Below are 25,371 nucleotides of genomic sequence, written 5' to 3' on the forward strand. Positions count from 1 at the left end.
GTGCGCAACTGGCGCTGGCTGCTGCTGGTGCTGGCGGGACTGCTGGCGTGGCTGCAGTACCGTTTCTGGCTCGGTCCGGGCAATTCCGGCGAGGTGCTGGTGCTCGAAAGCCAGGTCGAGCACCAGCGGCGCGATAACGAAGGCCTGCAGCAACGCAATGCCGCGCTCGCCGCCGAGGTCAAGGACCTCAAGGACGGCGAGGCGGCGATCGAGGAACGTGCGCGCAGCGAGCTGGGCATGATCAAGCCGGGCGAGAAGTTCTACCGCGTCGTCGAGGACGCGCCGGTGCCCGTTGCGCCGGCCGCCGACGGCACGCAGGCGCCGGCGCCGCCGAGCGAGCAACCCTGATGGCCACGGTCTGGGCGGTGGTGCCGGCCGCCGGCCGCGGCACCCGTTTCGGCAGTCCCCTGCCCAAGCAATACCTACAGGCGGGCGGGCAGCCATTGATCGCGCATGCGCTGCAGGCCTTGCTGGCGCACCCGGCGGTGGCCGGGGCGATGGTCGCCCTCGGTGAAGACGATGCCGATTGGCCGGGCTGGACCGAACTGGACGGCAAGCCGGTGCTGACCTGCGTCGGCGGCGCCAGCCGGGCCGGCTCGGTGCTGGCCGCGTTGCAGGCCTTGCCGGACTCGGTCAAGGCGGACGATTTCGTGCTGGTGCACGATGCGGCGCGCCCGAACCTGGCCCTGGCCGACCTGGACCGGCTGCTGGAAACCGGGCGCGGCGATCCGGTCGGCGCGATCCTGGCCGCGCCGGTGCGCGACACCCTCAAGCGCGCCGGCGACGACGGCGGCATCGACGCCACCGAGCCGCGCGAGCGCCTGTGGCGCGCGCTGACCCCGCAGTTGTTCCGGCGCCTGCAACTGAGCCGGGCGCTGGAACAGGCCGCGGCCGCCGGCGTCGAGGTCACCGACGATGCGATGGCCATGGAGTTGCTGGGCCTGCGGCCGCTGCTGGTCGAGGGCGCCGAGGACAACTTCAAGGTCACCACCCCGGCCGACCTGGTGCGCTTCGAGTTCGAACTGTTCCTGCGCGCGCGGCAGCCGTGACGCGGCCGCGCCGCGCTGCGGCGTCGCGCCGCCGATGCCTTTCCTTTTTCCTTTTGCGATGCTGCGATGCCCATGCCTGACTTTCCTCCCTTCCGTATCGGCCAGGGCTACGACGTGCACGCCTTCGGCGATGGCGACCACGTGATGCTCGGCGGCGTGCGCGTGGCGCACACGTGCGGCGTGCTCGCGCACAGCGACGGCGACGTGGTGATCCACGCGCTATGCGATGCGCTGCTGGGCGCGCTGGCGCTGGGCGACATCGGCCAGCATTTCCCGCCCTCGGATGCGCGCTGGAAAGGCGCCGACAGCGCGCAGTTCCTGCGCCATTGCGAACATCTGTTGCGCGAGCGCGGCTGGCAGCTCGGCAACGCCGACGTCACCGTGATCTGCGAGCGACCCAAGGTCGGCCCGCATGCGCCGGCGATGCGCGAACGCCTGGCCGCGCTGTTGCAGGTCGGCATCGACCGCGTCAGCGTCAAGGCCACCACCAGCGAGCAACTCGGCTTCACCGGCCGCGGCGAAGGCATCGCGGCGCAGGCGGCGGTGTTGCTGGTGGCGCTGTGAGCGAGTTGCCGCGTGCGTTCGGCGCCGCGCCGCTGCAGGCGCGCATGCGCAGCGTGGCCGAGGATTTCCAGGTCGACGAAATGCCCGCGTTCGAGCCCAGCGGCGAGGGCGAACATCTGCTGCTGACCGTGCGCAAGCGCGGCATGAACACCGCCTTCGCCGCGCGCCGCCTGGCGCAGTGGGCCGGCGTGGCGGAGATGGCGATCGGCTACGCGGGCATGAAAGACCGCCACGCGGTCACCACCCAGCGGTTCTCGGTGCACCTGCCCAAGCGCGTGGCGCCGGCGCTGGACGCGCTGCACAGCGAGGACATGCAGGTGCTGCAGTCGCAGTGGCACAACCGCAAGCTGCCGCGCGGCGCGCTAGCCGGCAACGGCTTCGTGCTGGTGTTGCGGCAGGTGCGCGGCGAGCGCGCCGCGATCGAGGCGCGGCTGGCGCAGATCGCCGCGCGCGGCATCCCCAACTGGTTCGGCGAACAGCGCTTCGGCCGCGACGGCAGCAACGTCGGCAATGCACTGGCGATGTTCGGCGGGCGTCGGGTGCGGCGCGAGCAGCGCTCCCTGCTGCTGTCGGCGGCGCGCTCGGAACTGTTCAACCGAGTCCTGGCCGCGCGCGTGGCGGCGGGCAACTGGGACGCCGCGCTGGACGGCGAGGTGTGGCTGCTCGACGGCAGCCGCAGCGTGTTCGGCCCGGAGCCCTGGTCCGAGGTATTGGCCGAGCGCCTGCAGCGTTTCGACATCCATCCTTCGGCGCCATTGTGGGGCGCGGGCGAACTGCGCAGCGCCGACGCGGCGCGCGCGCTGGAACTGGCCGCGCTCGAGGATGCGACGTCGCTGCGCTTGCGTGAAGGCCTGGAGCGCGAAGGCCTGAAGCAGGAGCGACGCGCCACCCGCTTGCGTGCGGCCGAGCTGCAGTGGCGCTGGCTGGACACGCAAGACGACGCGCTGGAACTGCGTTTCGCGCTGCCGCCGGGCAGCTATGCCACCGCGCTGCTGTACGAGCTGGGCGAGGTGGTCGATGCCGGGCAGGGCGCGCAGGCCGAGCCAGCGGCGCAGGAATAGGTCGCGCGGCGCCGCCTCAGCGCCGCGCCAGCAACACCAGCATCGCCCCGGTGCCGCCTTGCGTGGGCGGCGCCGAATGGAACGCCAGCACGTCGTTGCGCTGCCGCAGCAGGCGATCGACCAGGTTCTTCAACAGCGGGATGCCGCCGGACTGCAGGCCCTTGCCGTGCACGATGCGCACGCAGCCGAACTCGTGCGCATGCGCCTCGGCGATGAACTGGCGCAGCAGCGCCTCGGCCTGCACGGCGTTGGCGCCATGCAGGTCGAGTTCGTCCTGCGCGGAGAACTGGCCGCGGCGCAGGCGCTGGAACACCCGCGCCGGCACGTTCTCGCGGCGGTAGCTGGCCACGTCGCCGGCCTCCAGCGGCGCGCTGTCGCGCAACAGGCGCTGGAACTCGCTATGCGCCTCGGCATCGTCGCGCTCGGCCATGCGCGCGCGCGGCTTCGGCCGCGGCTTGGCGTTGGCCGGCGGCGTCGCGTTGATCGGCGTGACCGCGCCGATCGCCGCGCGGAACAGCGCGGCGGGATCTTCGTCTTCGGGATGCGACATGGCGCACAGCGTAACCCGCCGGTCGCGCGGCGCAAGCCGTGCACAATGGCGGAAGGCGAGGGACGCATCCGGTATCATGCTCGGGTTATCCGAGGAGTCCCATGCGCGTACTAGTGAGCAACGACGACGGCGTCGACGCCCCCGGCATCAAGATGCTGGCCGAGCAACTGCGCAGCGCGGGGCATGAAGTGACCGTGGTCGCACCCGATCGCGATCGCTCCGGCGCCAGCAACTCGCTGACGCTGGATCTGCCGATCCGGATCAAGCGCATCGACCCGCACACCTGCAGCGTCGCCGGTACGCCCACCGATTGCGTGCATCTCGCGCTCACCGGCATGCTCGACGACGAACCGGACATGGTGGTCTCCGGGATCAACAACTCGGCCAACCTGGGCGACGACGTGATCTATTCGGGCACCGTCTCGGCGGCGATGGAGGGGCGCTTTCTGGGCCTGCCCGCGCTGGCGATGTCGCTGGTCACCCACAACCACGAACCCAAGTACTTCCAGACCGCTGCGCGCGCCGCGGTCGAAATCGTGGCGCGGCTGAAGGCCGATCCGCTGCCGGCGGACACCATCCTCAACGTCAACGTGCCGGACCTGCCCTGGGGCGAGATCAAGGGCTTCGAGGTCACCCGGCTCGGCAATCGCCACCGCTCCGAACCGTGCCTGCCGCAGTCCGACCCGCGCGGCGCCACCGTGTACTGGATCGGCCCGGCCGGCCGCGAGCAGGACGCCGGCCCCGGCACCGATTTCCATGCGGTACGCACCGGCTTCATCTCGATCACCCCGATCCAGGTCGATCTGACCCGCTATCAGGCGCTGGAGACCGTCGCCAGCTGGGTCGGCGGCCTCAGCGCCGCGCTGAGCGACCCGGCATGACCCCGCGGCTGCGCCTGCAACCGGAAGCGATCGGCATCGGCATGACCTCGCAGCGCGTGCGCGACCGCCTGGTCGAGCGCCTGCGCGAGTCAGGGATCCGCGACGAAGCCGTGCTCAACGCGGTGCGCACGGTGCCGCGGCACCTGTTCATCGACGAGGCGCTGGCTTCGCGCGCCTACGAGGACACCGCGTTGCCGATCGGCCACGGCCAGACCATCTCGCAGCCGTGGGTGGTGGCGCGGATGACCGAAACCGTGCTCGCGGCGGCGCCGAAGAAGGTGCTGGAAGTGGGCACCGGCTCCGGCTACCAGGCCGCGATCCTGGCCGCGCTGGGGTTGGAGGTCTATACCGTGGAGCGCATCGGCGACCTGCTGCGGCAGGCGCGCAAGCGCTTGCGCCAGCTCGGCATGAACGTGCGCAGCAAGCACGACGACGGCCGCATCGGCTGGGCCGAGCACGGCCCCTATGATGCGATCGTGGTCACCGCCGCGGCGCCGGCGCTGGTCGATGCGCTGGTCGAGCAACTCGCACCGGGCGGCTGCCTGGTGGCGCCGGTCGGCGGTCCTTCGTCGCAATCGCTGGTGCGCCTGCGCCGCGATGCCGAAGGCCGTATCGAACAGGACATTCTGGCGCCGGTGAGCTTCGTCCCGCTGCTGTCGGGCATGCTGGATTGAATCACGCCGCATTGAATCAGGCTGCATTGAATCACCCTGGATCGAATCACCGGAGTTGCGTTGCATGAAGATATTCGGGCCGTTGTACGAACGCGCCATCGCCTGGTCGCGCCACCGCCGCGCACCGACGTTCCTGACCGCGCTCAGCTTTGCCGAGGCGATCGTGTTCCCGGTGCCGCCGGAGGTGATGCTGGCGCCGATGTCGCTGGCGCAGCCGCGGCGCGCGCTGTGGTTCGCCACGCTGAGCCTGATGGGCTCGGTGGCCGGCGCGCTGGTCGGCTACATGCTCGGCCACTTCGCTTTCGCCGCGGTGCAGCCGCTGATCGAATGGCTGGGCTGGACGCAGAAGATTGATGCACAGGTCAGCCATCTGCGCGAGGTGGTCGCCGAGTCGCCGTGGCGTGCGTTCTGGCTGCTGGTGCTGGCCGGTTTCACCCCGATCCCGCTGAAGATATTTACCTGGGCCTCAGGCATCGTTGGAATCCCGCTGCTACCGTTCCTGGCGAGCATGTTGGTCGGCCGCGGCAAGCGCGTCTATCTGGTGGCCGGCGCGATCCGCCTGGGCGGGCCGCGTGCGGAAGCCGCGTTGCGCCGCTGGATCGAACCGCTCGGTTGGGTCGCGATGGCGATCCTGGCGCTGCTGGTGGTGTGGGTCATATGGAGAGCGAAGTACGGATGAGCGTCGATCGGGTGGTGCGTAACGGCCTGCGTGGCAGCCTGTGCTTGCTGGTGGCGATCGGGCTTGGCGCCTGCAGCAGCGCCACCGTGGTGCGCACCTCCGGGGCGCCCGGCAGCAAGCCCGGCGCTGCGGCGCCGCGGCCGTCGGTGCCCAAGCCTGGGGTCAGCGCGACCGTGCGCCGCGGCGACACGCTGTACGCGATCGCCCGCGCCAACAGCATCGCGCCGCAGGACCTGGCCGCCTGGAACCGGCTGCCGCCGCCGTACACGATCTACCCCGGGCAATCGTTGAAGCTGTATCCGCCGGGCGGCGGCACCGTCGCAGCCCGGCCTGGCAGCGCCGTGGTGCTGCCGCCGGGTCCGCCAGCCACCGCAACGCGCCCGCCCGCCGCGGCGGCGCCGACGCCGGTGAGCAGCGGCTTCAGCTGGCGCTGGCCGGCCGACGGCGCGGTGGTCAGCCGTTTCGTGGTCGGCGAGACCACCAGGCAGGGCGTGGACATCGCCGGCAGCAGCGGCCAGGCGGTGCGTGCCGCCGCCGATGGCGTGGTGGTGTATTCGGGCGCCGGCCTGGTCGGCTACGGCGAACTGATCATCATCAAGCACAACGAGCAATGGCTGTCGGCCTATGGCCACAACCGCAAGCGCCTGGTCAACGAAGGCCAAAACGTGAAGGCCGGCGAGCAGATCGCCGAGATGGGCCGCAGCGGCGCGGCGCGCGACATGCTGCACTTCGAGATTCGCTACAACGGCAAGCCGGTCGATCCGCTGTTGTATCTGCCCAGCAAGTAACCGGCGGGTCGTCGTTCGGGCAGATCTCCGGCCGGCGCAGCGCGCAGCTGTTGCTGCTTTTTGTAGGAGCGGCTTCAGCCGCGACAGGGCATTACCTGTGGTGGTTGGTCGCGGCTGAAGCCGCTCCTACAACGCGTGGCGGCTGTAACCCGTAGATCACACACCGCTCGGCGCGGTGTCAAGCTCAGCCCTCGAGCAGGAACCCGACCGCCACGCGCCTGCCTTCGGCGGCCAGCACGTTGTAGGTGCGCGCCGCCGCGGCGTTGTTCATCACTTCGATGCCGATACCGCGGGTCAGGAACAGCGCCAGCGCGGCGGCCGGCGGGAACACCTGGCGCTCGCCGGTGCCCAGGATCACCAGCGCCGGATTCAGTTCCAGCAAGGGCTGCAGCTGCTGCGGTTGCAGCTCGGCCGCGGCCGGGGCGTCCCAGTGCTCGACCAGGGTGTCCGGGGCAAGAATGAAACTGCGGGTGAGCAGGCGGTCGTTCACCTTGGCCTGGCGGCCGTCGGCCATGCGCAGGGTGTAGGCGTAGTCGGGCAGGTCGTGGGTCAGCTGCATGATGGCACCGGCAAGCGGATCAGCCGCGCGGCAGCACGATCTGGCGGTCTTCCTTGGCCGGGCGATACAGGATCGCGGTGTGGCCGATGCGCTGCACCAGCACGCTGTGCGATTGCTCCACCAGGCTGGCGATGCTCGCGTCGCGGGCCTCGCGGTCGTCGCCGCCGACCTTCACCTTGACCAGCTCGTGGCGCTCCAGCACCTCGTCCAGTTCGGCCAGGAAGGCCGGCGTGACGCCCTTGCCGCCAATCTGCAACAGGGGTTTGAGGTCGTGCGCCAGGCCGCGCAGGAAGCGGTTCTGGGACGGGGTCAGGCTGATCGACATGCAGGCGGGAACGGGGTTGCCAAGGGCGATCAGGGTATCATGGCCGCCCACCACGACCGCGCACCCATGGCAACCCGCAGCAAAAGCAGCCAACGCTGGCTCCGCGAACATTTCGCCGACCCCTTCGTGAAGAAGGCCCAGGCCGAAGGCATGCGGTCGCGCGCCGCCTACAAGCTGGAAGAGCTGCTGCAGCGCGACAAGTTGCTCAAGCCGGACATGCTGGTGGTCGATCTCGGCGCCGCGCCGGGCGGCTGGTCGCAGCAGGTGCGCAAGTCGCTGGGCGAGCGTGGCCGGGTGCTGGCGCTGGACATCCTGGAGATGCCGCCGCTGGCCGGCGTGGAGTTCCTTCACGGCGACTTCAGGGAGCAGGAGGTGCTATCGCAGTTCGAGGCGATGCTCGGCGACAACCGGGTAGACCTTGTGCTGTCGGATATGGCCCCCAATAAAAGCGGCATGGATGCGGTGGACCAGCCGCGGATGATGCACTTGGCCGAATTGGCGATGGCGTTCGCCGATACCCACCTCAAACCGGGCGGGGCGTTCCTGATCAAGCTGTTCCAGGGCGTCGGGTCCGACGATTACATCCGCCAGATGCGCCGCCGTTACGAAAAGGTGTCCATCCGCAAACCGGCGGCGTCGCGCAAGCGCTCGCCGGAGGTCTATGTCCTCGGACAGGGCAAGCGTGCCCAGATCAAGTAAGCTGAAACCGTCGCATCACGCATCGAGAAAGAGTTGAAGGGACACCGGAGCCAATGAGGATGAACGACTTGACCAAGAATCTGTTGCTGTGGGTAGTCGTCGCCGTCGTGCTGATGGTGGTGTTCCAGAGCTTCTCGCCACGGCTGGCCGGCGGTCCCGGCAACGACACCGTGACCTATACCCAGTTCCTGAAGGAAGTGGATGGCGGACGGGTGAAGACGGTCGATTTCACCGACGACACCGGGCTGTCGGTGACCGCGATCCGCTTCAGGCGCAACGACGGCAGCGAAAGCATGGTCTACGGGCCGCGCGACGACAAGCTGGTGGACGTGCTGTACAGCAAGAACGTGGAGATGACCCGGCAGAAGCCGGCCAATGGCCCGAGCTTCTGGTCGCTGGTGCTGAACTTCCTGCCGGTCATCCTGATCATCGGCTTCTGGCTGTTCATCATGCGCCAGATGCAGGGCGGTGGCGGCGGCGCCAAGGGCGCGATGTCGTTCGGCAAATCGCGCGCCAAGCTGCAGGGCGAGGATCAGATCAAGATCACCTTCGCCGACGTCGCCGGCTGCGACGAGGCCAAGGAAGAAGTCAGCGAGCTGGTCGACTTCCTGCGCGATCCGACCAAGTTCACCAAGCTCGGCGGCAAGATTCCGCGCGGCGTGCTGATGGTCGGCCCGCCCGGCACCGGCAAGACGCTGCTGGCCAAGGCCATCGCCGGCGAGGCCAAGGTGCCGTTCTTCAGCATTTCCGGCTCCGATTTCGTCGAGATGTTCGTCGGCGTCGGCGCCAGCCGCGTGCGCGACATGTTCGAGCAGGCCAAGAAGCACGCGCCGTGCATCATCTTCATCGACGAAATCGATGCGGTCGGCCGTCATCGCGGGGCCGGCCTGGGCGGCGGTCATGACGAGCGCGAGCAGACCCTGAACCAGTTGCTGGTGGAAATGGACGGGTTCGAGGGCGGCGAAGGCGTGATCGTGATCGCCGCCACCAACCGCCCCGACGTGCTCGATCCGGCGCTGCTGCGTCCGGGCCGTTTCGATCGCCAGGTGGTGGTCGGCCTGCCGGACGTGCGCGGCCGCGAGCAGATCCTGAAGGTGCACATGCGCAAGCTGCCGCTGGCCGACGACGTCGAGCCGATGGTGATCGCGCGCGGCACCCCGGGCTTCTCCGGCGCCGACCTGGCCAACCTGTGCAACGAGGCGGCGCTGTTCGCCGCGCGCGAAACGGTCAAGGAGGTCCGCATGGACCACTTCGACCGTGCCCGCGACAAGATCCTGATGGGGTCCGAGCGCCGTTCGATGGCGATGAGCGAGGAAGAGAAGACGCTCACCGCCTACCACGAGGCCGGCCATGCCATCGTCGGCCGCCTGGTGCCGGAGCACGATCCGGTCTACAAGGTCACCATCATCCCGCGCGGGCGGGCGCTGGGCGTGACCATGTACCTGCCGGAAGGCGACAAATACTCGATCAACCGGGTCGCGATCCAGTCGCAGCTGTGCTCGCTGTACGGCGGCCGCGTCGCCGAAGAGCTGATCTTCGGCACCGACAAGGTCACCACCGGCGCCTCCAACGACATCGAGCGCGCGACCAAGATGGCGCGCAACATGGTCACCAAGTGGGGCCTGTCCGACGAACTGGGGCCGATCGCCTACGGCGAGGAAGACGATGAGGTGTTCCTGGGCCGTTCGGTGACCCAGCACAAGAGCGTGTCCGACGATACCGCGCGCCGCATCGACGAAGTGGTGCGTTCGATCCTCGACAAGGCCTATGCCAAGACCACGCATATCCTGACCGAGAACCTGGACAAGCTGCACGTGATGGCCAAGTTGCTGCTGGAGTACGAAACCATCGACGTGCCGCAGATCGACGCGATCATGGAAGGCCGCGATCCGCCGCCGCCGATGGGCTGGAACAAGTCCGGCAAGGATGGCAAGGACGGCGGCAACGACAAGGGCAGTTCGCGGCCGCTGCCGCCGATCACCGGGCCGGCCGAGCAGCTGTAAGCGCCCGCTCGGGTCCAGCAGAAAGCCAGGGAGCGATCCCTGGCTTTTTTGTTGCTTTGCTTTTGTATATCCGGCAGAGCAGGGCAGGCCGCCGGAGTGAGGCTTGCATCGCTCCGGCCGATCTTTTGGGGTACATCCCCGCCGCCGCCGCGTCATAGGCGCTACGACTGGGCGACAATGGCGTTCCGTCATCACTGCCCGCCGCCCATGCCATCGCTCGCTCGTCCATCGCTGCCGCCGCTTGCCAACGCCGCCGTCGCCACGACGCTCCGCGCTGCAGCCCCGGTCGCAACCAAAGACACGCGCAGCATTCCCATGCAGCGTGGCAACGCCCAGGAGCGCCGCTGATGTTCGAGACCTCGCCGAGCCTGGATTGCGGCGGCCGCCGCCTGCTGCTGGATCGTCCGCGGGTGATGGGCATCGTCAACGTCACCCCCGACTCGTTTTCCGATGGCGGCGCGCATGCGACGCTGGAAGCGGCGGTCGCGCACGGCCTGCGGCTGGTGGAGGAGGGTGCCGACCTGCTCGACATCGGCGGCGAATCGACCCGCCCCGGCGCCATCCCGGTCCCGGTGGAAGAAGAATTGCGCCGGGTCATCCCGGTGATCGAGCGGCTGGCGGCGCAGACCGCAGTGCCGCTGAGCGTGGACACGTTCAAGCCGGAGGTGATGCGCGCGGCGGTCGCCGCCGGCGCCGGCATGATCAACGACATCCAGGCCTTGCGCCGGCCCGGCGCACTGGACGCGGCGGCGGAACTGCGGGTGCCGGTGGTGCTGATGCACATGCCCGACGACGCCTATGCCGCCGGCAGCGCGCCGCACTACGACGACGTGGTCGGCGAGGTGCACCGGTTCCTGGCCGAGCGCATCTTCGCCGCGGAAATGGCCGGCATCGACAAGCGCCGCCTGCTGGTCGATCCCGGCTTCGGGTTCGGCAAGGGCACCGCCGACAACCTGCAATTGCTGGCGCAGCTGTCGCGCCTGGTCGAACTCGGCGTGCCGGTGCTGGCCGGGCTGTCGCGCAAGCGCAGCATCGGCGAACTGACCGGGCGCACCGCGCCGGAGCAGCGCGTGGCCGGCTCGGTAGCGGCGCACCTGCTGGCGGCGCAGCGCGGCGCGCTGCTGCTGCGCGTGCACGACGTCGCCGCCACGGTGGACGCGTTGAAGGTCTGGCAGGCGCTGGCGGCGGTGCCGTTGCCGCGCAGCGGTACCGCGCCCGCCGCGATCCGCTGGCCGGACGAGGACTGATGCCGGCCGACCGGCGCCCGCGCGCGATCGCGCTGATGGGGCCGACCGCGTCGGGCAAGACCGCCGCGGCGATCGCCCTGGCCGAGCGCTACGGCGGCGAGATCGTCAGCGTCGATTCGGCGCTGGTGTACCGCGGCCTGAACATCGGCGCGGCCAAGCCCGACGCGCAGCAGCTGGCGCGCGTGCCGCACCATCTGCTGGACCTGCGCGATCCGTGGCAGCCCTATTCGGCCGCCGAATTCGCGGTGGACGCGCGTGCAGCGCTGGATGCGATCGTCGCCCGCGGCCGCCTGCCGATCCTGACCGGCGGCACCGGCCTGTATTTCCAGGCATTGCTGGAAGGCCTGGCGCCGATGCCGCCGGCCGATCCGCAACTGCGCGCGGCGCTGGGCGCACGCGGGCAGGCCGAAGGCTGGGCGGCGTTGCATGCGCAGCTGCAGCAGGTCGATCCGCTGGCCGCGCGGCGGATCCGGCCTGGCGATGCGCAGCGCATCCAGCGTGCGCTGGAAGTGTTCCAGCTCAGCGGCCGCCCGATCAGCGAGTGGCAGGCGCAGCCGGGGCCGCCGCGGCTGCCGTTGCGGGTGCTGAAACTGGTGCTGGCGCCGGCCGAGCGCGCGCTGCTGCACCAGCGCATCGAACTGCGCTTCGACGCGATGCTGGCACAGGGCTTCCTCGACGAGGTGCGCGCGCTGCGCGCCTTGCCGGCGCTGCGCCAGGTAGCGCAGCCACTGGAACTGCCGGCGGTACGCGCCGTCGGCTACCGCCAGGCCTGGGAACACCTGGACGGGGCCAGCGATGCGGCGACGTTTCGCGAGCGTGCGATCTTCGCCACCCGCCAGCTGGCCAAGCGCCAACTGACCTGGCTGCGCGGGGAACTGGACGCGCGTTGGTTCGACCCCGAATCCGACGGCGCGCGCCTGGATGGCGCAGTGGCGGACTTTCTTCGCTGATTTGGCTACACGCCGCGCTGTGCTGAAGCCCGCGGTTGTGTAACATCGACGGTCCGGGCCACGGCAGGGGAGCTGCAGTGCCGACCCGGGCACATAAAAACAATAAACGGGAGTGAAGCATGTCCAAGGGGCAATCCTTACAGGATCCTTTCCTGAACGCGCTGCGTCGCGAACGGGTGCCGGTCTCGGTGTACCTGGTCAACGGCATCAAGCTGCAGGGTACCATCGAGTCCTTCGACCAATTCGTGGTGCTGTTGCGCAACACCGTGAGCCAGATGGTCTACAAACACGCCATTTCCACCGTGGTGCCGGTGCGCAACGTGCGCGTCGGACCGGGCGGTGGCTATGTGCAGCAGAACGAGGGTGGCAGTGCGGACGATGACGAAGCCGAGTAGGACGCTGTTGAAGACCGGAGCCGCGGGTGTTTGATCGTTCCCGCCGCGGCGAACACGCACTGCTGATCCAGCCCTATGCCGGTGGACCGTTGGAGGACGACGTGCTGGAGGAGTTCGCCGACTTGGCGCGCTCCGCCGGCGCTAGCATCGCCGCCACGCTGACCGCGCGCATCGACAAGCCGAGTCCGTCGACGCTGATCGGCAGCGGCAAGCTGGAGGAGGTCAAGGCCGCGGCCGAGGCCAGCGGCGCCGACCTGATCCTGGTCAACCATGCCTTGAGTCCGGGCCAGGAGCGCAACCTGGAGAAATACCTGGAGCGGCGCGTGATCGACCGCACCGGGTTGATCCTGGACATCTTCGCGCAGCGCGCACGCAGCCACGAAGGCAAGCTGCAGGTCGAACTGGCGCAGCTGCGGCACATGGCCACGCGGCTGATACGCGGCTGGACCCATCTGGAGCGCCAGCGCGGCGGTTCGATCGGTTTGCGCGGCCCCGGCGAAACCCAGCTGGAAACCGACCGCCGGCTGTTGCAGAAGCGGGTCGAGCAGTTGCAGAAGCGGCTGGAAAAGGTCGAGGTGCAACACACCCAGATGCGCCGTGCGCGGGTGCGCAGCGAACTGCCGCGGATCGCGGTGGTCGGCTACACCAACGCCGGCAAATCGACCCTGTTCAATGCCTTGACCGGCGCCGAGGCCTACGCCGCGGACAAGCTGTTCGCGACGCTGGACCCGACCGTGCGCCGCATCGCGCTGCCCGGCGGCAATGCGATGCTGGCCGACACCGTCGGCTTCGTGCGCAACCTGCCGCACGAGCTGGTCGCCGCGTTCCGCTCGACCCTGTCCGAGGCGCGCGAGGCCGACTTCCTGCTGCACGTGGTCGATGCCGCCGATCCGCTGCGCGAAGAGCGCATCGCCCAGGTCGACGAAGTGTTGCACGCGGTCGGCGCCGGCGATCTGCCGCAGTTGCTGGTGTTCAACAAGATCGACCGCATCGAAGGCGCCGACGTGCGCCACGATGCGCAGGACGGCGTGCCGGATGAGGCGCGCCGCGAGCGGGTGTGGATCTCGGCGCGCGACGAACGCGGCCTCGACCTGCTGCAGGGCGTGCTCGGCCAGCGCCTGGGGTTGCAGCACGTGCAGGGCAGCCTGCGCCTGCCGCCCAGCGCCGGGCGCCTGCGCTCGCAGCTGCACCAACTGCAGGTGATCCGCAGCGAGCAGGCCGACGAAGACGGCTGGCTGCTGCAGGTGGACATCCCGATCACCGAGGCCGAACGCCTGGCCGCCAGCGCCGACGGCGCGCCGATCCGCGCGCTGCTGCCGCCGCGCGAGGAAGAGGAGTGGCAACGGCGTTAGCTGCCGCGTGCGATGACGCGGTCGCCACCGTTGCCTGGGTGCATCTTCGCTCAGGCGTTTACAGCCTGCGCAAATTCTGCAGGAGCAACTGTCTTCAGCCGTGACGAGCGAAGCGGTGAATGTTCCGAACTGGCATGCAGTCGGGACTGAAGTCCCTCCCACAACAGGCCTCGCCGCTCCGCGGCGCCAGTGGCGCCCCTGTGGGAGCGACTTCAGTCGCGACGAACGCAGCGGCGGGCCTTCCGGCTTCGGACGTTGTCGCGGCTGAAGCCGCTCCTACAGATAGCGTCATCTCAATCAGCAAGTCGCTGTTCTGCTTCGTTGCGGCGCGAAGGCAATACTGGTGCAGCCATGCCAGCGAAGCTATATCTGACGCACCAGCACAGCCACGCCGGCTGCACCGCCATCGCTGAAGCCACGCCTCGCCCTACGTCGCGCAAGCGCGACAGCCGTTGCGAATTGGGCTACAAAGCGCATTGGTTTCCCGAGCAGTGCCATGACTGTCCTCACCGATCCGCAACTCCTGCAACTCGCCACTGCGCTCAGCGACCAGTTGCGCACCACGCGCGAGCGCCTGGTCACCGCCGAGAGCTGCAGCGGCGGCTGGATCGCCAAGGCGATGACCGACATCGCCGGCTCTTCGGACTGGTTCGACTGCGGCATGGTCGCCTATAGCTACGAAGCCAAGCAGGCGTTGCTCGGGGTGCGTCCGCAGACCCTGGAGCAGCACGGCGCGGTCAGCCGCGAGACGGTGATCGAGATGGTGTCCGGCGCGCTGGTCAATTCCGGCGCCAGCATCGCGGTGGCGGTGACCGGCATCGCCGGCCCCGGCGGCGGCTCCGGCGACAAGCCGGTCGGCACCGTGTGGGTGGGCTGGAAGCGGCGCGGCGGCTACGCCAGCGCGCAGTTGTTCAACTTCGACGGCGACCGCGACGCGGTGCGCCGGCAGACCGTGGCTGCCGCGTTGCGCGGGCTTGGCGCGCTGTTGTGAGCCCTGGCGGACTGTAGATGGCGACCGCGATGTGGGAGGCGCTGAGCACGGTCCGCGACCTGGGGCGCTTGCAGGAAATCGCCTCGGTGCTGATCCGCTACGGCTTCGGCGACGTGGTCCGCCGCATCGGCATGGCCGACGTGCTGGAACGCGCCGGGCGCCTGCTGCACTGGCATAACGCCGAAGAAATGCTGCGCATGTCGGCGCCGCAGCGGGTGCGGCGCGCGCTGCAGGATCTTGGCCCGACCTTCGTCAAGCTCGGCCAGGTGCTGGCCACGCGCGTGGACCTGCTGCCGCCGGAGTGGATCGACGAACTCGGCGAACTGCAGAACGCGGCGCCGGCGCTGCCCTACGCACAGATCCTGCCGCAACTTCTGGAGGCGTTGGGCGAGGCGCCGTCGGCGCTTTTTGCCCAGGTCGAGGAGATTCCGCTGGCCGCCGCGTCGCTGGCGCAGACCCATCGCGCCTGGCTGCACGACGGCACCGCGGTGGTGATGAAGGTGCGCCGCCCCGGCATCCGCGATGTGATCGAGGCCGATCTGCGGCTGCTGGCGCGGCTCGCCGAGATCGTCGAGGCGCGCGCGGCCGACCTCAAGCGCTACCACCCTGCGGAGGTGGTGCACCAGTTCACCGTGTCGCTGCGGCGCGAGCTGGATTTCGCCGGCGAATGCCGCAACGCCGAGCGCATCGCCGCCAATTTCCAGGGCCACGACGAGATCCTGATCCCGCGCGTGCACTGGCAGTGGACTTGCGAGACGCTCAACGTGCAGGACTTCGTCGCCGGCATCGGCGGGCGCGACCTGGCGGGTGTGGATGCCGCCGGCCTGGACCGTCGCCAACTGGCCCGCGTCGGCGCCGACATCGTGTTGAAGATGGTGCTCGAGGACGGCTGCTTCCACGCCGATCCGCACCCGGGCAACATCTTCTACCTGCCGGGCGAGCGCATCGCGGTGATCGATTTCGGCATGGTCGGGCGCATCTCCGAGCAGCGCCGTTACCAGGTCGTGCAGCTGCTGCACGGCCTTGTCACCCAGGAAGCCGAAGCGGTCACCGACGTGCTGCTGGAATGGACCGACGGCGATGCCGAGATCGACGAGGCGCGGCTGCAACTGGAGATCGCCGGCTTCGTCGACCAGTACCGCGGCGTGCCGTTGAAGGAGTTGCGGGTCGGGGCGATGCTCGGCGACGTCACCGCGATCCTGCGCCAGCACGCACTGGCGCTGCCGGCCGACCTGGCGCTGATGATCAATACCTTCCTGACCGTGGAAGGGGTAGGGCGCCAACTCGATCCGGATTTCGACATGGCCGGTGCCGCAGCGCCGTACCTGGAGCGGGTGATGCTGCAGCGCTTCGCCCCGCGGGCGATGGCCAAGCGCGGCCGGCGCACCATGCTCGGCGCGCTGGAACTGCTCGGCGACCTGCCGCGCGACACCCGCCGGCTGCTGCAGGCGGCACGGCGCGGACGGCTGCAGCTCAACGTCGAGACCACGTCGCTGAAGGGCTTCGGCGACCAGGTCAACCGCGCCGCGAATCGGCTGACCATGGGCATCGTCACCGCCGCGCTCATCATCGGTTCCTCGATCGTGATGAACAGCGTCGGCGGCGTCTCCAGCCGTTGGCTGCTGGCGATCGGGGTGGGCGGCTTCATTGGCGCGGCGCTGTCGGGCGTGTGGATCCTGATCTCGATCTGGCGCAGCGGCCGCTGAGCGGAGCGGTTGCTGCGGCGGCCGCAGCCCAATGCGGCGCGCGGCAACCGATCCAGCAGGGCGCGCGGCAACCGTGGTGGCGGCCATCCTAGATCCGATCCACACAGCTGTTGCCCATTTCCGTTTTTAGTAGTATTACTACTAACCATGGAACTGACCGAAACCCAGCAAGCGATCCTCGACCTGATCGCCGAGCGTATCGAGCACGACGGCGCACCGCCGTCGCAGACCGAGATCGCCCGCGCCTTCGGCTTCAAGGGCGTGCGCGCTGCGCAATATCACCTTGAAGCCCTGGAGCAGGCCGGCGCGATCCGTCGCGTGCCGGGCCAGGCCCGCGGCATCCGCCTGGTGGCCGGCGCGGCCGCGCCGGCACCGGCACCGCAGGTGGACAGCGCCGACATCCTGCGCCTGCCGGTGCTGGGGCGGGTCGCTGCAGGCCTGCCGATCGGCGCGGACATCGGTTCGGACGATTTCGTGGTGCTGGACCGGGTGTTCTTCTCGCCGGCACCGGACTACCTGCTGAAGGTGCAGGGCGACTCGATGCGCGACGAAGGCATCTTCGACGGCGACTTGATCGGCGTGCACCGCACCCGCGACGCCCGCTCCGGGCAGATCGTGGTGGCGCGGATCGACGAGGAGATCACGGTCAAGCTGCTGAAGATCGGCAAAGACCGCATCCGCCTGCTGCCGCGCAACCCGGACTACGCGCCGATCGAAGTGCTGCCGGACCAGGATTTCGCCATCGAAGGCCTGTATTGCGGCCTGCTGCGCCCCAACCGTTGATTTTGGATATTGCACTACCCCGCAGGCCGGATTTTCCCGACCCGCGACATCGCTGTTCGCCGCTGCTGTAGACCTGCCCGGACGAATTATTTTTTCTTTGCCCCGCACTGTCTCAGCCCGTGCGATACCTGGCCGCTAAATTGAACCTACCCCGCAAATCACCCTCACCTCCGAAGGACACCAAAATGGACGAGAACAAGAAGCGCGCGCTCGCTGCCGCCCTGAGCCAGATCGAGAAGCAGTTCGGCAAGGGTTCGGTGATGCGGATGGGCGATCGCATCATCGAGGCCGTCGAGGTGATTCCGACCGGTTCGCTGATGCTGGATATCGCGCTGGGCATCGGCGGCTTGCCGAAGGGCCGCGTCGTCGAGATCTACGGTCCGGAATCCTCGGGCAAGACCACCCTGACCCTGCAGGCCATCGCCGAGTGCCAGAAGAAGGGCGGCACCGCGGCCTTCATCGATGCCGAGCATGCGCTGGACCCGATCTATGCCGGCAAGCTCGGCGTCAACGTCGACGAACTGCTGCTTTCGCAGCCCGATACCGGCGAGCAGGCGCTGGAAATCGCCGACATGCTGGTGCGTTCGGGCTCGGTCGACATCGTCGTGGTCGACTCGGTCGCGGCGCTGACCCCGAAGGCCGAAATCGAAGGCGAGATGGGCGACCAGCTGCCGGGCCTGCAGGCCCGCCTGATGAGCCAGGCGCTGCGCAAGCTGACAGGCAACATCAAGCGCTCCAACACGCTGGTGGTGTTCATCAACCAGCTGCGCATGAAGATCGGCGTGATGATGCCCGGCCAGAGTCCTGAAGTGACCACCGGCGGCAATGCGCTGAAGTTCTATGCCTCGGTGCGCCTGGACATCCGCCGCATCGGCGCGATCAAGAAGGGCGACGAGATCATCGGCAACCAGACCAAGATCAAGGTGGTCAAGAACAAGCTGGCGCCGCCGTTCAAGCAGGTCATCACCGAGATCCTGTACGGCGAGGGCATCAGCCGCGAAGGCGAGCTGATCGACATGGGCGTGGAAGCCAAGCTGGTCGAGAAGGCCGGTGCCTGGTACAGCTACGGCAGCGAGCGCATCGGCCAGGGCAAGGACAATTCGCGCCAGTATCTGCGCGACAACCCGCAGGTGGCGGCGAAGCTGGAAAGCGAGCTGCGCGAGAAGTTCCAGCCGACGGAAGTCGCGCCGAGCGCGGCTGAAGCCGAGGATGCCGACGCCGACGCCGAGGCGTAATGGTCTTCTGCCGGGGGAGCGGTGGAGTCAGTGCCACTCGTCTCCCTCGGCAGTCTTGAGCAAGCCAGGAGGGCAGGTGCCAGGGACGGCACATTGACGATCGTGGCGGGGTGAGCCTGCATGGGTGACGACGAACAACACGTACAGGAACCGCGCCGGCGCCGCCGGCAGCCGGAACAGACGCCGTTGCAGCGGGCCTTGGGCCTGCTGGTGCGTCGCGAACATTCGCGCAAGGAACTGACCCGCAAATTGCGGGCACGCGGCGTGGAGCCGGACGTCGCCGCAGCCGCTGTGGAGCGCCTGGCGGGCGAGGGCTGGCAGGACGATGGCCGCTTCGCCGAACTGCTGGTGCGCAGCCGTGCCAATACCGGCTACGGCCCGTTGCACATCCGCGCCGAACTGGGCACCCATGGCCTGGACAGCGAGGCCATCGCCACCGCGATGGCGGCATTCGACGGCGACTGGAGCGAAAACGCCCGCGATCTGGTGCAGCGCCGCTTCGGCGCGGCCGGACCGGTGGACCTGCCGCAACGGCGCAAGGCCGCCGATCTGCTGGCGCGGCGCGGTTTCGACGGCGACAGCATCCGCGCAGCCACGCGCTACGAGCCGGAGGACTGAGCGGGCCGGGCCTGCTAACCTTGGCGGATTGTCTTGTCCGGTTTCGGCACGCCCTGATCTTGAGGGAATACGCCCGGACATCCATCCGCTCGTCTATAGCCAGCCCATGAACGCACCCGCCAAATTCTCCACCTCCCAGATCCGCAGCGACTTCCTCGAATTCTTCAATGGGAAGGGCCATACCATCGTGCCGTCCGCGCCGCTGGTGCCGGGCAACGACCCGACGCTGTTGTTCACCAATTCCGGCATGGTGCAGTTCAAGGACGTGTTCCTCGGCGCCGAGAAGCGCAGCTACGTGCGCGCGGCCGACGTGCAGCGCTGTCTGCGCGCCGGCGGCAAGCACAACGACCTGGATGCGGTCGGCTATACCGCGCGCCATCACACCTTCTTCGAAATGCTGGGTAACTGGTCGTTCGGCGACTACTTCAAGAAAGAGGCGATCGCCTGGGCCTGGGAACTGCTGACCCAGGTCTGGAAGCTGCCTGCGGAGCGCCTGCTGGTCACCGTCTACCACACCGACGAGCAGGCCTACGAGCTGTGGCGCGACATGATCGGGGTGCCGCCGGAGCGGATCGTGCGCATCGGCGACAACAAGGGCGCGCCGTATGCCTCGGACAACTTCTGGCAGATGGCCGACACCGGCCCGTGCGGCCCGTGTACCGAGATCTTTTACGACCACGGCGCGCACATCGCCGGCGGCCCCCCGGGTTCCCCGGACGAGGACGGCGACCGCTTCATCGAGATCTGGAATCTGGTGTTCATGCAGTTCGACCGCCAGCCCGACGGCACCCTGGTGCCGCTGCCGGCGCCGTGCGTGGATACCGGCATGGGCCTGGAGCGCCTGGCCGCGATCCTGCAGCACGTGCACAGCAACTATGAGATCGACCTGTTCCAGACGCTGATCCGCCACGCCTCCGAGTTGACCGGCATGGCCGACCTGGAGAACAAGTCGCTGCGCGTGATCGCCGACCACATCCGCGCCTGCGCGTTCCTGATCGTCGATGGCGTACTGCCGTCCAACGAAGGCCGCGGCTACGTGCTGCGCCGGATCATCCGCCGTGCCCTGCGCCACGGCTGGATGCTCGGCGTGCGCCAGCCTTTCTTCCACAAGATGGCCGCCACCCTGTCCGAGCTGATGGGCGAAGCCTATCCGGAACTGCCGGCGGCGCTGTCCACCGTGCAACGTGCGCTGCAGGCCGAAGAGGAGCGCTTTGCCGAGACCCTGGATTCGGGCATGAAGATCTTCGACGAGATCGCCGCCCGCGCCAGCGGCAGCATCCCCGGCGCGGATGCGTTCCGCCTGTACGACACCTATGGCTTCCCGGTCGATCTCACCGCGGACATCGCCCGCGAGCGCGGCATGGACGTGGACATGGCCGGCTTCGAAAGCGCGATGGAGCGCCAGCGCGAAACCGCGCGCGCGGCCGGCAAGTTCGGCGGCGGCACCACCTTGCCGGCCGACCTGGTGGCGCAGCTGCTGCCCACCAGGTTCCTCGGCTACGACGCGCTGCAGGCCGATGCGCTGAAGGTGGTCGCGTTGTTGAAGGACGGGCGCCCGGTCGAGTCGGTCGAGGCCGGCGAGGCGGCGATCGTGCTGCTCGATCGCACCCCGTTCTATGCCGAATCCGGCGGCCAGGTCGGCGACCTGGGCCAGTTGAGCGCGGACGGCGTGCTGTTCCAGGTCGAGGAGACGCAGAAGTTCGCCGGCCAGTTCCATGGCCATGTCGGCCAGCTGCGCAGCGGCCGCCTGCAGGTCGGCGCCACGCTGTCGGCGCAGGTCGACAGCGACCGCCGCGGCGCCACCATCCTCAACCATTCCGCCACGCACCTGCTGCATGCCGCGCTGCGCGAGGTGCTGGGCACCCACGTGCAGCAGAAGGGCTCGCTGGTCGCGCCGGACCGGCTGCGCTTCGACTTCTCGCACTTCCAGCCGATGAGCGCCGCCGAACTGGCGGTGGTCGAGCGCAAGGTCAACGCGCAGGTACGCGCCAACCATGCGGTCGAAGTGCACCACATGGGCATGCAGGAAGCGCTGGATTTCGGCGCGATGGCGCTGTTCGGCGAGAAATACGGCGAACGCGTGCGCGTGCTGAAGATGGGCGACTACTCCACCGAACTGTGCGGCGGCACGCACGTGGCGCGCACCGGCGACATCGGCCTGTTCAAAATCACCAGCGAGGGCGGCGTCTCCGCCGGCGTGCGCCGCATCGAGGCGGTGACCGGGCAGGGCGCCCTGGACCATGTGGCGGCCGAAGAGGCCAAGCTGCAGGAGGCGGCCGAGCTGGTCGGCGGCAGCGCCAGCGATGTGGTCGAGAAGATTCGCCAGCTGGGCGACAGGCACAAGCGTCTGGAGCGCGAGCTGGAGGCGGTGAAGGCCAAGCTGGCGTCCGGCGCCACCGCCGACCTGGCCGCCGCCGCGGTCGAGGTGGCCGGGGTGAAGGTGCTCGCGGTGCGCCTGGAAGGCTTCGACGCCAAAGCCTTGCGCGAGGCGATGGACCGCCTCAAGCAGCAGCTGGGCGACAGCGTGATCGTGCTGGCCGGCGCCAGCGAGGGCAAGGCAGCCCTGGTCGCCGGGGTGAATGGCAGCCCAATGGGCCCGGTCAAGGCCGGGGAACTGCTGGGCCATATCGCCAGTCAAATCTCGGGCAAGGGCGGCGGCCGCCCGGACCTCGCCCAGGGTGGTGGCGAGGACGGGCCCGCCCTTGCGCTTGCGCTCGAGGGCGTGCCTGCCTGGGTCAAGCAACATCTCCCCTGAACACGAACTCGCGCCGCCTTGCTGGCAGGGCGCGGCTTCCCTTAACATCGATCTTCTTTGTTCCCTTTCGTGATGGGGCGGCCCATGTCGGGACGCCGTACCAGTGGGAATCACCGGTTCCCTGGAGAATTTTAAAAATGTTGATCCTGACTCGCCGGGTAGGCGAAACCTTGATGATCGGCGATTTGGTCACCGTGACAGTGCTCGGGGTCAAGGGCAATCAAGTGCGTATTGGCATCACCGCACCGAAGGACGTCCCGGTGCATCGCGAAGAAATCTATCAGCGCATCCAGCGTGGCGACGAGCCGACGTCGCATGGCGGCGGCCATGACGATCAATCTTCCGATTGATGCGTCGAAAGGGTTTACCTGAGGCCCTACAAACCGTTATCCTTCGCGCCCGGTCGCGGAATATCCGCAACGCATAAATCCGGAGTGATGCCCGAGCGGCTGAAGGGGCTCCCCTGCTAAGGGAGTATAGGGTCAAAAGCTCTATCGAGGGTTCGAATCCCTCTCACTCCGCCATTGTCAAGAAACCGCCCGCAAATCAACGATTTGTGGGCGTTTTTCTTTTTCCGCGCCTTGGACACTTGCTTGGACACTTCCATGCGAGTAGCGCACTACCTCACCCGCGGCGAGACCGGCCGCTACTACGTTCGTTTGCGCATTCCTGCGGATCTGCAGGCGCGCTTCGGTCGCAAAGTCGTCAAGCGCAGCACTGGCACGACGTGCGATCGCGCCGCGCTTGGCTACGCGTTGCTGATGCAGCAGCGGTATGCTCGAGCCTTCGCAGCCATCAGGAACGGCAGCATGGGATCGGAGCTGGATGAGCTCTTGAGGAGCCTGGAGGGCACGTCGTCGCTCGAGCTCATCCTCAAGGACGTGAAGCTGCCGGGCGGGGCCTCGTTCGGGCAGGTGGAGATCAACGACCAGAACGATTTGTCGTTGTTCCAGAAGTTGGCGGCGGAGCACTCGGTGCCCGCGCTGGCGCCGTTCCCGCCGCGCAGGGTCGTCAAGCCCATCGGTGAGGCTCGCACTGTCGGCCTGACCCTCGCAGATGCGCGCGACAACTATCTGGTCAGCATCCAGGGCAAGAACACCGCCAAGACCATCGTTCAGAAGACCCGGGCCCTAAAGGACCTGGAGGTCTTCGTCGCCAGCCAGCGCAAGGCCGAGCTGGCGGTTGCCATTGGCGCCAGCAGCCCGGGCCGTGGCCGCAAGGCTGCTCCGACCCAGGCCAAGAAGGAAGTCACCCCCAAGTATTGGTTGCCCCATACCCATGAGACCTGGAGCGGACTGGGCCGTCCTCCTAGGGCGTTCAAGGCGTGGGAGGGCACCGCTGCCTACAAGCAGTGGAAGGTCAGTCACCCGGACGAGAAGTTCCCGAAGTATCCGGTCTAAGCGCTGGTTCCTCGCAGGAAGTCAGCTCTCGGTAGAGCGTAGGCTCACGGGTCACCCTTGAGCTTGGCAGAGCGGTGGGCGTCGCGGTTGAGGTGGGGCCTCACGGGGTTGCCCGGTTGCTAGCTGGGCTGGGCCGGCCGGTCGGCCGGTCGGCCGGAAAAAATTTCTGGCTGTCTCAAAATTTGCAACAAAGATCGCTAAGATTTGCTGGTGCCGGGCAATGCCCGCGCAACGCGGTTGCCCCGCCTACAACTCTATCCAAGCTCAAGGATGACGCAATGTCGAACTCTCCCGTTCGCCTCTCTCGCTGTATCGGCATGGCCTGCCTGTTGCTGCTTACCGGCGTGCTGAGTGTTCCCTCCAGTTTTGCGGCTACGCCGCGGACGCAATACGGACCGCCTTATACGGGCGATTCCACGAGCGGTTCGCAATCGTTTCCAACCGTGAACGAGGCGGTGCAGTTCATCATCGATGGCGCCATGCGTCTGTGCCAATCCAATGGCTGCGAAAAACCGCCCGTCTTTACCGTTTCCTACAGCGACGGCTTCGCGGCCGCGAGCGTGTATTCCAACGGGCATTGGTGGGGCGATGTCTACGCCAACGACAAGATTTCGGGCGAAGGTCAGCCGGTCAAGAACACGGGCAGTTGCAACACCATGTGCACCGGCGGGCTGGGCCAGGCCGGCGACAACACCGGCCCGCATGGCAGCAGCGGCAACGCGGCGCTGAAGCAGGATGGGGTGCACCGGGGCACCGCCTTCTAAGGCGATCCGATCAACACGGCCACCGGCAATTTTTTCCGCCAGGACACCGACTACGACTCGCCGACCTGGCTGACCCTGCGCCGCTTCTACAACAGCAAGACCTTCGTGACTTCTGTTGCGCTGGGCAAGCAGTGGCGTCATTCCTTCGAGCGCAAGCTGGATCTGATGCTTTCGGGGACCGCCAATGGCGGCAGCCGGATCGATGTCCAACGTCCCGACGGTGGGGTGGAACGGTTTCGTCCTAACAATGGAGCATGGACGCCGGATCCGGACATCGCCGATAGCTTGACCGAGCGCCGCGACAGCGCCGGCGTGTTGCTGGGCTACTCCCTGGCCGTGGCGGCGACCCAGCAGACCGAGATCTACGATACCGCTGGCCTGCTGCGCTCGGTCTTCGATCGCATGGGCCAGACCGTGCTGACCCTGGATTACAGCGACCTGCCGCCTGTGGCCGGCACCAAACCGCCACCGAACCTGCTGCAGCGGGTCACCGATGCCGGCGGCCGCTCGCTGAGCTTCGCCTACGACAGCAACAACCGCCTGCGCACCGTCACGTTGCCCGACGGCGGCACGCTGACCTATGGCTACGACAGCACCGGCAATCTGACCTCCGTGCAGTATCCGGACGGCAAGACGCGTCAATACGTCTACAACGAGGCGTCGCTCACCTCCAACAAAAGTCAGCCGACGGCGCTGACCGGCGTCATCGACGAGAAGGGCGTGCGCTTCGAAACCACGCGCTACGCCAGTAGTGGCAATGCGATTGCCTCAAGTTTCGCCGGCAACGTCGATGCCATCACGGTCGAGTATTCGGCCTCCACCTCGAACTGGGCCACCCCGGCCACGGTCACCTCGCCACTCGGCACGCAGGTCTACCTGACCTACACCGACAGCGGCTACGGCGCGTTGAAGCCGACGGGGGCCGATGTGGCATGCGGCGAACAATGCAACCAGCCGTGGAAGTCGCTGACCTACGACGACAACGGGTATCCGGCGTCGGTGACGGACTTCAAGGACAACGTCACCAAGACAACTTACGCGGCGGGGGGCTTGCTGACCCAGCAGATCGATGCCTCGGGCACCGCCCAGCAGCGTACCACCAACACCACCTGGAACGCCAGCCTGCGCGTGCCGTTGACCCGCGTGGTGCTCGATGCCGCCGGCAAGACCGTGGCCAAGACGGCATGGGCTTACAACACACGCGGTCAGCAAACCGCGCGCTGCTTGGCCGATCCGTCGGTGTCCGAGGCCATGAGCTACAGCTGCGGCAGCGCGGCCAAGGCACCTGCCGGCGTGCGTCAGTGGATTACCAGCTACTGCGATACCGTCGATGGCACGCAGTG

At 68.1% G+C, this 25,371-nt stretch carries 25 protein-coding genes, 1 tRNA gene and 3 pseudogenes; 26 read left to right on the forward strand and 3 right to left on the reverse strand.

The genetic code is table 11. The features are described from left to right. From ftsB to truD, 4 genes are all read left to right on the forward strand, one after another. A complete protein-coding gene (gene ftsB, locus KHF85_RS08785; RefSeq protein ID WP_284569278.1) occupies nucleotides 1-348 on the forward strand; it encodes a cell division protein FtsB in 348 nt (115 codons plus the stop codon). Beyond that, nucleotides 348-1,049 carry a 2-C-methyl-D-erythritol 4-phosphate cytidylyltransferase gene (gene ispD, locus KHF85_RS08790; RefSeq protein WP_409976679.1) on the forward strand — a complete coding sequence of 234 codons (702 nt, stop codon included), beginning with the start codon at nucleotides 348-350 and terminating at the stop codon, nucleotides 1,047-1,049. The genes ftsB and ispD overlap by 1 nt, the downstream gene beginning before the upstream one ends. 66 nt (nucleotides 1,050-1,115) lie before the next feature. Beyond that, nucleotides 1,116-1,613, forward strand: coding sequence for a 2-C-methyl-D-erythritol 2,4-cyclodiphosphate synthase (ispF, locus tag KHF85_RS08795; protein ID WP_409976680.1), 498 nt, complete (start codon nucleotides 1,116-1,118; stop codon nucleotides 1,611-1,613). 44 nt (nucleotides 1,614-1,657) lie between these two features. Continuing rightward, on the forward strand, nucleotides 1,658-2,674 hold the full coding sequence (truD, locus tag KHF85_RS08800; protein ID WP_409976699.1) for a tRNA pseudouridine(13) synthase TruD: 1,017 nt from the start codon (nucleotides 1,658-1,660) through the stop codon (nucleotides 2,672-2,674). A gap of 16 nt (nucleotides 2,675-2,690) precedes the next feature. Here truD and KHF85_RS08805 read toward each other — a convergent pair whose 3' ends face one another. Beyond that, the gene (locus tag KHF85_RS08805) at nucleotides 2,691-3,224 is read right to left on the reverse strand and encodes a Smr/MutS family protein (protein ID WP_009604544.1); all 534 of its coding nucleotides are present in this window, start codon (nucleotides 3,222-3,224) and stop codon (nucleotides 2,691-2,693) included. A 101-nt stretch (nucleotides 3,225-3,325) separates the two neighbouring features. On the opposite strand from KHF85_RS08805, the gene surE reads away from it, so the two are divergent. The 4 genes from surE to KHF85_RS08825 all read left to right on the forward strand — a co-directional run bounded on the left by surE (nucleotide 3,326) and on the right by KHF85_RS08825 (nucleotide 6,246). Then, complete coding sequence (surE, locus tag KHF85_RS08810) at nucleotides 3,326-4,105, forward strand: 5'/3'-nucleotidase SurE (protein ID WP_284569281.1); 780 nt, start codon at nucleotides 3,326-3,328, stop codon at nucleotides 4,103-4,105. Then, the gene (locus KHF85_RS08815) at nucleotides 4,102-4,779 is read left to right on the forward strand and encodes a protein-L-isoaspartate(D-aspartate) O-methyltransferase (protein WP_003474035.1); all 678 of its coding nucleotides are present in this window, start codon (nucleotides 4,102-4,104) and stop codon (nucleotides 4,777-4,779) included. The genes surE and KHF85_RS08815 overlap by 4 nt, the downstream gene beginning before the upstream one ends. Nucleotides 4,780-4,843: 64 nt before the next feature. Further along, nucleotides 4,844-5,458, forward strand: coding sequence for a YqaA family protein (locus tag KHF85_RS08820; protein WP_284569282.1), 615 nt, complete (start codon nucleotides 4,844-4,846; stop codon nucleotides 5,456-5,458). Beyond that, nucleotides 5,437-6,246 (forward strand): peptidoglycan DD-metalloendopeptidase family protein, encoded by an 810-nt coding sequence (locus tag KHF85_RS08825; RefSeq protein WP_409976681.1) that lies wholly within the window; start codon nucleotides 5,437-5,439, stop codon nucleotides 6,244-6,246. The genes KHF85_RS08820 and KHF85_RS08825 overlap by 22 nt, the downstream gene beginning before the upstream one ends. A 184-nt stretch (nucleotides 6,247-6,430) precedes the next feature. Here the strand turns inward: KHF85_RS08825 and KHF85_RS08830 are convergent, their stop codons facing one another. Both KHF85_RS08830 and yhbY read right to left on the reverse strand, forming a co-directional pair. Then, on the reverse strand, nucleotides 6,431-6,805 hold the full coding sequence (locus KHF85_RS08830; protein ID WP_284569284.1) for an Mth938-like domain-containing protein: 375 nt from the start codon (nucleotides 6,803-6,805) through the stop codon (nucleotides 6,431-6,433). A gap of 19 nt (nucleotides 6,806-6,824) precedes the next feature. Further along, nucleotides 6,825-7,130, reverse strand: coding sequence for a ribosome assembly RNA-binding protein YhbY (yhbY, locus tag KHF85_RS08835; protein WP_003471333.1), 306 nt, complete (start codon nucleotides 7,128-7,130; stop codon nucleotides 6,825-6,827). A gap of 66 nt (nucleotides 7,131-7,196) precedes the next feature. Between yhbY and rlmE the strand changes: the two genes are divergently transcribed. The 18 genes and pseudogenes from rlmE to KHF85_RS20620 form a co-directional block, all read left to right on the forward strand. Further along, the gene (rlmE, locus tag KHF85_RS08840) at nucleotides 7,197-7,829 is read left to right on the forward strand and encodes a 23S rRNA (uridine(2552)-2'-O)-methyltransferase RlmE (protein ID WP_284569509.1); all 633 of its coding nucleotides are present in this window, start codon (nucleotides 7,197-7,199) and stop codon (nucleotides 7,827-7,829) included. A gap of 59 nt (nucleotides 7,830-7,888) precedes the next feature. After that, nucleotides 7,889-9,832 carry an ATP-dependent zinc metalloprotease FtsH gene (ftsH, locus tag KHF85_RS08845; protein WP_053836137.1) on the forward strand — a complete coding sequence of 648 codons (1,944 nt, stop codon included), beginning with the start codon at nucleotides 7,889-7,891 and terminating at the stop codon, nucleotides 9,830-9,832. A gap of 347 nt (nucleotides 9,833-10,179) precedes the next feature. Continuing rightward, nucleotides 10,180-11,079 carry a dihydropteroate synthase gene (folP, locus tag KHF85_RS08850; protein WP_284569285.1) on the forward strand — a complete coding sequence of 300 codons (900 nt, stop codon included), beginning with the start codon at nucleotides 10,180-10,182 and terminating at the stop codon, nucleotides 11,077-11,079. Beyond that, nucleotides 11,079-12,029, forward strand: coding sequence for a tRNA (adenosine(37)-N6)-dimethylallyltransferase MiaA (miaA, locus tag KHF85_RS08855; RefSeq protein WP_284569286.1), 951 nt, complete (start codon nucleotides 11,079-11,081; stop codon nucleotides 12,027-12,029). The genes folP and miaA overlap by 1 nt, the downstream gene beginning before the upstream one ends. A 119-nt stretch (nucleotides 12,030-12,148) precedes the next feature. Then, nucleotides 12,149-12,424: an RNA chaperone Hfq gene (gene hfq, locus KHF85_RS08860; RefSeq protein WP_284569287.1), complete on the forward strand. Its 276-nt coding sequence runs from the start codon at nucleotides 12,149-12,151 to the stop codon at nucleotides 12,422-12,424. Nucleotides 12,425-12,450: 26 nt separating this feature from the next. Next, complete coding sequence (gene hflX / locus KHF85_RS08865) at nucleotides 12,451-13,776, forward strand: ribosome rescue GTPase HflX (protein ID WP_053836139.1); 1,326 nt, start codon at nucleotides 12,451-12,453, stop codon at nucleotides 13,774-13,776. Nucleotides 13,777-14,272: 496 nt separating this feature from the next. Beyond that, nucleotides 14,273-14,767, forward strand: coding sequence for a CinA family protein (locus tag KHF85_RS08870; protein WP_284569288.1), 495 nt, complete (start codon nucleotides 14,273-14,275; stop codon nucleotides 14,765-14,767). Nucleotides 14,768-14,796: 29 nt separating this feature from the next. Continuing rightward, nucleotides 14,797-16,473 (forward strand): ABC1 kinase family protein, encoded by a 1,677-nt coding sequence (locus KHF85_RS08875; RefSeq protein WP_284569510.1) that lies wholly within the window; start codon nucleotides 14,797-14,799, stop codon nucleotides 16,471-16,473. Nucleotides 16,474-16,620: 147 nt separating this feature from the next. Next, nucleotides 16,621-17,256, forward strand: a complete 636-nt coding sequence (gene lexA, locus KHF85_RS08880) for a transcriptional repressor LexA (RefSeq protein WP_053113659.1) — start codon at nucleotides 16,621-16,623, stop codon at nucleotides 17,254-17,256. A 185-nt stretch (nucleotides 17,257-17,441) separates the two neighbouring features. Continuing rightward, nucleotides 17,442-18,491, forward strand: coding sequence for a recombinase RecA (gene recA / locus KHF85_RS08885; protein WP_003471577.1), 1,050 nt, complete (start codon nucleotides 17,442-17,444; stop codon nucleotides 18,489-18,491). Nucleotides 18,492-18,611: 120 nt separating this feature from the next. After that, a complete protein-coding gene (gene recX / locus KHF85_RS08890) occupies nucleotides 18,612-19,109 on the forward strand; it encodes a recombination regulator RecX (RefSeq protein WP_284569289.1) in 498 nt (165 codons plus the stop codon). 106 nt (nucleotides 19,110-19,215) lie between these two features. After that, a complete protein-coding gene (gene alaS / locus KHF85_RS08895; protein WP_284569290.1) occupies nucleotides 19,216-21,864 on the forward strand; it encodes an alanine--tRNA ligase in 2,649 nt (882 codons plus the stop codon). 137 nt (nucleotides 21,865-22,001) lie between these two features. Beyond that, entirely contained in the window at nucleotides 22,002-22,214 is a 213-nt protein-coding gene (csrA, locus tag KHF85_RS08900) for a carbon storage regulator CsrA (RefSeq protein ID WP_003474074.1), read from the forward strand. A gap of 81 nt (nucleotides 22,215-22,295) precedes the next feature. After that, nucleotides 22,296-22,388, forward strand: a tRNA-Ser gene (locus tag KHF85_RS08905). Nucleotides 22,389-22,469: 81 nt separating this feature from the next. Continuing rightward, nucleotides 22,470-22,607, forward strand: a pseudogene (locus KHF85_RS20485) (DUF6538 domain-containing protein); the annotation flags it as partial. Nucleotides 22,608-23,021: 414 nt separating this feature from the next. Continuing rightward, nucleotides 23,022-23,264, forward strand: a pseudogene (locus KHF85_RS08910) (H-NS family nucleoid-associated regulatory protein); the annotation flags it as partial. A gap of 278 nt (nucleotides 23,265-23,542) precedes the next feature. Then, nucleotides 23,543-24,028: a hypothetical protein gene (locus KHF85_RS08915; protein ID WP_284569291.1), complete on the forward strand. Its 486-nt coding sequence runs from the start codon at nucleotides 23,543-23,545 to the stop codon at nucleotides 24,026-24,028. A gap of 9 nt (nucleotides 24,029-24,037) precedes the next feature. After that, nucleotides 24,038-24,205: pseudogene (locus KHF85_RS20620) on the forward strand (DUF6531 domain-containing protein); the annotation flags it as partial. Nucleotides 24,206-25,371 lie beyond the last annotated feature (1,166 nt).

It is taken from the genome of Xanthomonas graminis pv. graminis, assembly GCF_030168915.1.
Taxonomy (GTDB): Bacteria; Pseudomonadota; Gammaproteobacteria; order Xanthomonadales; family Xanthomonadaceae; genus Xanthomonas_A; species Xanthomonas_A translucens.